3 protein-coding genes are annotated in these 5,355 nt (G+C 66.6%); 2 read left to right on the forward strand and 1 reads right to left on the reverse strand.

Translation table 11 applies throughout. From position 1 onward, the window contains the following. The first annotated feature begins 260 nt into the window (after nt 1-260). Nucleotides 261-1,202 carry a T9SS type A sorting domain-containing protein gene (locus BEN49_RS10805; protein WP_070743169.1) on the forward strand — a complete coding sequence of 314 codons (942 nt, stop codon included), beginning with the start codon at nt 261-263 and terminating at the stop codon, nt 1,200-1,202. A 159-nt stretch (nt 1,203-1,361) separates the two neighbouring features. Further along, nucleotides 1,362-2,423 carry a WD40/YVTN/BNR-like repeat-containing protein gene (locus BEN49_RS10810; protein ID WP_070743172.1) on the forward strand — a complete coding sequence of 354 codons (1,062 nt, stop codon included), beginning with the start codon at nt 1,362-1,364 and terminating at the stop codon, nt 2,421-2,423. Nucleotides 2,424-2,505: 82 nt separating this feature from the next. Here the strand turns inward: BEN49_RS10810 and BEN49_RS10815 are convergent, their stop codons facing one another. Next, complete coding sequence (locus tag BEN49_RS10815; RefSeq protein ID WP_204376089.1) at nt 2,506-4,983, reverse strand: glycoside hydrolase family 31 protein; 2,478 nt, start codon at nt 4,981-4,983, stop codon at nt 2,506-2,508. Between the last annotated feature and the right edge of the window lie 372 nt (nt 4,984-5,355).

Here is a 5,355-nt window from a genome sequence, read left to right on the forward strand (position 1 = left end):
GCGCAGCAGCTGGCGCAGCGGTGCCCAGGCCCTGGCCCGGCGCGCGGGCGCGAGGGCTCCCGCCAGCAGCGCCAGCAGCACGGCTGCTACCCGGGCCCCGGGCCCCCAAGCCAATGGTTCTTCATGCTGCCCAAGTTAGGTATGAGCCGCTGGGGCCCCTAAAAATTTACCGTGCCAGGCAAATATTAACTTGCTAGAATATAGAGCAATCAGCGCTATGCGTAGCTTTGCTGAATCCTCCGTTTTCTTGCTAGCATCCTATGAAAAAACTTCTCCGCACTGCCCTGGCCGCTGGGCTACTCTTTGCCGCCGGGGCCCCGGCCCGCGCCCAGGCCGTAGCCAACGGCGGCTTCGACACCTGGGCCGCCCGCAGCGGCACCGATGCGCCCACCGGCTGGCTGACTGTGGACGACGTTATCGCGGCCCTGCTCACGCGCTTCCCCACTGGTACCTTCACGAAAACCACCGACGCCCACGGCGGCACCTACGCCCTGCGGCTCGAAACCAAAGCCACGCTGCTGGGCGTCGTTCCGGGCGGGGTGACGCTGGGCACCAAGCTGGGGCCCCTCACCGCCGCCGCACCCGCCGGCCTGCCCTTCACCGGCCGGCCGGCCATGCTCCAGTTCTACTACAAGCTCACGGGGCCCCAGCCCACTGCGGCCGCCGACAGGGCTTTTGTGGAAGTATCGCTCACGCGCACCGTGGGCGGCCAGTCGGTGGTGGTGGCCGCGGGTGCCCAAACGTTCAGCACCGTCGCGGCGGCCTACGCACTGGCCCAGGTGCCGCTCGTCTACGCCTCGTCGGCCGCGCCCGATTCGGTGCACATCAGCTTCGGCTCGGGCCTGGTTGACGTTTCGACTGGGGCCCCCACGGGCGGCACGGCGGGCACTGTGTTCCAGGTCGACGACGTGGCCTTCACTGGCACGGCCACCGCCACCCGCGACGCGGCCCTGGCCGCCGCCCTCACCGTGGCCCCCAACCCCAGCCCGGGCGGGCGCTACGTGCTCCGCGCCCCGGCCGCCCTGCTGGCCGCCCCCCTGGCCGTAGTGGACGCCGCCGGCCGCACCGTGCGCCGCGAGGGGGCCCCCACCGCGGGCACCGCCGCCCGCACCCTCGACCTGGCTGGCCTAGCTGCGGGCGTGTACACCTTGCAGCTGTTCACCGACAAGGGCTTGATTACGAAGAAGCTGCTGGTGGAGTGAATTTCACAGTCCTTTTAAGGCCTCCAGCTTAAGGACTTAAGAAAATTGGCAAAAAAGGCGTCCGAAAGGACGCCTTTTTAGTTAAGGCACGGCGGGCGCGTGCAACCCATCTGACGTGCTGCGGCTCTGCTTAATACGCTCCACCTCAGCCGTCTTCCTATGCGCCTCCGCTACGCTTTACTGCCGGCTCTGCTGGGCTTGGCTACTGCTTGCAGCCGCGGCACCGACCCGCACCCCGACAACGCCGCTTGGCGGCCGCTGCCCTACGGCGCGCCGGCGCTGGCCGGTTTCTCCGAAGCGCGCTTCGCCTCGGCGCAGGTGGGCTGGGTGATTGGCGGCTACGTGGCCGACCGGTACCAGTACAGCCCGTTGCTAACCACCCGGGATGGGGGCGCGACCTGGACGCGCCAAAACCTGTACCCCATGACCCTGAACGGCTTCCGCACGCTGGCCCCGGTAACGGAGCAGCTGGTGTTCGCCGTGGGCGTCGACCCCGTGGCGGGAGCCGTGGGGGCCCCCAGCACGCCCGCCAGCGGCCAGGCCGTGTACAAAAGCACCGACGGCGGCACCACGTGGCAACTGCTGCCCGGCAGTGGCTTTTTGGGCAGCTTCCGCCTGCACTTTTTCGACGATCAAACGGGGCTGTCGTTTAAAAACAACTGGATCCAGCGCACCACCGACGGCGGCGCGTCGTGGCGCACGGTATTCAACCCCGCGGCGGGCAATTGGGACTGGGTGCAGTTTCCGGGGCCCACCGCCGGGTACGCGGCCGGGGGCTACGTAGGCGGTGGCTTTGCGGGCGGGATATTCAGCAACGGCAGCTTGGCCAAAACCACCGACGGCGGCGCCACCTGGCAAGCGCTGCCCTGGGACCACCAGTACATCAATTCCCTGTCGTTCGTGAGCCCCGCGGTGGGCTTCACGGCCACTTTTCCCGACCAGCACCTGTACAAAACGCGGGACGGCGGCACCACCTGGCAGCTCGTGAACGACCAGCTGCCCGCTTCCGGCCGGGGACATTTTTTCAACGAGCAGGAAGGCTACTTCACCAACGGCGCAAGCATTTTCTACTCCGCCGACGGGGGCCTCAGCTGGCAGGAGCAGTACCACACAACGCCTAATTCGCAGTACCCGGCCAGCATCAACAGCCTGGATTTCCCGACGCCGGCCGTAGGTTTCGCCGTCACTTCCGACGGGCAGATCATCAGGGGCACGCGCTAGGGCCCCCACCCTACCACCAAAAAGCCCCCACGGCGCCGGCGTGAACCGGCCACCGCGGGGGCTTTTGACTAAGAAGGAGAACCTACGCGGCCGGCGGCGCAGAAACTTCCGGAGCGGGGGCGGCCAGGGCCACGCGCAGCTCGCCGAAGCCGGTGCCGACGATGAAGCCGGGCAGCGTCAGGCCGGTTTCGAGCTCGATGGACAGCAGCTCGGCGGGCTGGCCGTCGACCAGGGCCCCGGTGGCGATGAGGGGCAGGCCGTGCAGCACTACGCGGTAGGTGGCGTAGGCGGGCTGGTAGGGGCCCTCAATGGCCTGGGCGAGCACCAAGTCGGTGGCTGTACCGGTGGCCGTGAAGCGGCGCACGGTTTGCTGGCCCTGCTCCTGGTAGGCGTAGCCCTCGCCGCCGTCGTCGTAAAGGCAGCTCTCGGCGGTGCCGTTTTTGTAGTACACGTGCAGCGTGAGCTCGTCCACCACTTTTTCGCCCACGTATTGCAGCACGGGCTGCATGGGCACCACGGCCCCGGCCTTCACGAAGAGCGGGATGCGGGTGAGGTCGGCGCTGGCCCACACCTCGCTGCCGCCGGCCTGGAGGCCATCGGTCCAGTAGTAGTACCAGTCGCCGCGGGGCAGGTACATCCAGCGGCCATCGGCCCCCGGGGCCGTAACAGGGCACACGAGCAGGTTGTCGCCGAGGCTGAACTCGGCCATGCGCAGGTAGGTTTCGGGGTCGTTCTGGTCGAGGAAGGTGAGCGGGCGCAGCATGGGCGTGCCGTGCGTGGCGTACTGCCAGAACGCGGTGTACATGTAGGGCAGCAGGCGGTAGCGCAGCTCGATGAAGTGGCGCGCCAGGCTGGTGTAGGGCTCGCCGAAGCTCCAGGGTTCCTGGTCGCCGTGGTCGCCACTGCTGTGGGTGCGGAAGAACGGGTGGAAGGCCCCCAGGGCAATCCAGCGGGCGTACAGCTCGCCGTCGGGCGTATCAATAAACCCGCCAATGTCGCTCCCAATGAAGCTGAACCCGCTGATGCTCAGGCGCTGGCACTGGATGTTGGCCAGCCACAGGTGTTCCCACGAGGCGATGTTGTCGCCGGTCCAGCCCGAGGAGTAGCGCTGGCCACCGGCGTAGGTGCTGCGCGTGATGGTGAAGGGCCGCTTGGGGTAGGCAAAGCGCTTCACACCCTCGTTGGTGGCGCGGGCCATCTGCATGCCGTAGATGTTGTGGGCCTTGAGGTGCGAGGCCGACTGGCCGTCGTAGTCGAAGCGCACGTCGGCCGGGAAGGTGCCCTTCTCGAACACCGCCGGCTCGTTCATGTCGTTCCACACGCCGGCCACGCCCACGTCCTTAATAAGGCCCTCAAATAGGCCCGCCCACCACTCGCGCACCTGCGGCTTGGTGTAGTCGGGGAAGTTGCAGAGGCCGGGCCACACGGTGCCCTTCATCAGGGGCCCGTCGGCGCGGCGGCAGAAATAGTCGTTGGCCCGGCCCTCGTTATACACGGAGTAGCCGGGGTCTATTTTGATGCCGGGGTCGATGATGACCACGGTTTTGAAGCCGTCGGCGGCCAGATCCTGCACCAGGCGCTGGGGCTCGGGGAAGTGCGTGGGGTGCCAGGTGAAGCACCGGTAGCCGTCCATATAGTCGATGTCGAGGTAGATGGCATCGCACGGAATTTGGCGCTCGCGCAGGCCCTGGGCAATTTCCCGCACGTTGGCCTCGGGGTAGTAGCTCCACTTGCACTGGTGGTAGCCCAGCGTCCAGAGCGGGGGCAGCTCGGCGGGGCCCGTGAGCATCGTGTACTCTTGGGCCACCTCCAGCAGCGTGGGGCCGTAGATGAAGTAGTAGTTCAGCTCGCCGCCGTTGGCCCAGAAGCTAGTGACGTCGGCGCGCTCGGCGGCGAAGTCGAAGTAGCTGCGGAACGTGTTGTCGAAGAAAATGCCGTGGGCAATTTTCTGGTGCAGCACGTGGTAGAAGGGGATGTTCTTGTAGAGCGGGTCGGAGCCCTTGGTGTAGCCGTAGGTATCGGAGCCCCAGTTGGTGAAGCGGTGGCCGCGCAGGTTCATGTTGGCGGGCTTGTCGCCGAGGCCGTAGTAGTGCACGCCGGGGGGCACCTGCTTACTCATCTTCACGATGTCGTTGCCGGTTTCGTCGTCGTACTGCCAATGAAACCCCTTTTCGTCGTCGCTCAGCACCGTGCCCGAGCGGTCGAGCACGCGGGTGCGCAGGCCCTCCTTCTGTACCGTGCAAATGAGGCGGGCGGTGGTGAGGCGGTAGTGGTCGGCTTTCTCAACAAATTCCAAAAACGTGGGCGCCGGGGCCCCTGCGTCGGCCGGCACGGCGTACGAAAAATCGGGCAGCAGCGGGCCGTCGGTGAGGTAGCGAAAGCGCAGCACTTTGTCGTTGACGACGGACAGCGCCAGGCGCACACCGTTGTCGCAGCTGAACAGGTAGCGGCCGGGGGCCAGTTCCTCGGCGCGGCGCACGTGGCCGGCCATATGGTCCTGGTGGGCCGTGGCCGCCAGGTCGTTAACCATGTAATTATTCTCCTGGACTGATGGATTCATAACGGATAATAGTGGGGTCGAATAGGGTGCGGGGACTCAAAAAATGCCGACCAAGGCGGTCGGCACGTTGTTTATGCCCGCAAGATAAAGCGGGGCTTTGGCGCGGGCGGCAAAAAATTCGTCAAATTCGGCAGACCTGATAATTCGCTCGGCCAACGCATAGTGCTTGCCTGTGGCCCGGTCGGTCCCCATCTTTGCCCACCCGCCCTATTTCCCTGCCCGCGCCCGCCATGCTCCCTCCCCCCCCCCATTTTGCTCGTGCTGGCCTGGGATGATGCCGACCCCGCCGTTCACCGCGTGGCGGCCACCGCGGCCCTACCGGCCCTGCCCACCCTGCCGCTCGTGCGGGCCCTGGCCGCCGCCCAACCCACC

The organism is Hymenobacter coccineus (assembly GCF_001816125.1).
In the GTDB taxonomy this organism is placed as follows: Bacteria; Bacteroidota; Bacteroidia; order Cytophagales; family Hymenobacteraceae; genus Hymenobacter; species Hymenobacter coccineus.

What these genes read in the sequence shown, in the direction of transcription:
- BEN49_RS10805 (WP_070743169.1), top strand. Translation starts at nt 261, where the DNA reads ATGAAAAAACTTCTCCGCACTGCCCTGGCCGCTGGGCTACTCTTTGCC.
- BEN49_RS10810 (WP_070743172.1), top strand. Translation starts at nt 1,362, where the DNA reads ATGCGCCTCCGCTACGCTTTACTGCCGGCTCTGCTGGGCTTGGCTACT.
- BEN49_RS10815 (WP_204376089.1), bottom strand. Translation starts at nt 4,983, where the DNA reads ATGAATCCATCAGTCCAGGAGAATAATTACATGGTTAACGACCTGGCG.